We start from the raw sequence: 593 nt of genomic DNA on the forward strand, positions 1-593 counted from the left end.
GCACCATCCCTTTCGGCGATGCCGATGCCTTTGCCGCCGCGATCAACGAAAACACCGTCGGCGCGCTGATCGAGCCGATCCAGGGCGAGGCCGGCGTCATCATTCCTCCGGCCGGTTATTTCAAGCGCGTCCGCGAGCTCTGCACCACGCACAACGTCACGCTGATTCTCGACGAGATCCAGACCGGTCTCGGCCGCACCGGAAAGCTGCTTGCGGAAGAGCACGAAGGCATCGAAGCCGACGTGACGCTGATCGGCAAGGCGCTCTCCGGCGGTTTCTATCCGGTGTCCGCCGTTCTTTCGAACAGCGAGGTCCTTGGCGTCCTCAAGCCCGGTCAGCACGGCTCCACCTTCGGCGGCAATCCGCTCGCCTGCGCCGTTGCCCGCACCGCGCTCAAGGTGCTTACTGAGGAAGGCATGATCGAGAATGCCGAGAAGATGGGTAACTATTTCCTCGAAGGTCTGCGCTCCATCCGCTCGAACATCGTCAAGGACGTACGTGGCCGCGGTCTGATGCTGGCGATCGAGCTCGAGCCCGAAGCAGGTGGCGCGCGCCAGTATTGCTACGGTCTCAAGGAGCGCGGTCTGCTCGCC

At 63.4% G+C, this 593-nt stretch carries 1 protein-coding gene; it reads left to right on the forward strand.

Annotated elements, in window-relative coordinates; all coding sequences use genetic code 11:
- The coding region (locus tag AC1DIX_RS27555; RefSeq protein WP_477328502.1) for an aminotransferase class III-fold pyridoxal phosphate-dependent enzyme at window positions 1–593 on the forward strand (593 nt) is incomplete at both ends.

The sequence above is a fragment of the Massilia sp. 05N420 genome, from assembly GCF_056397205.1.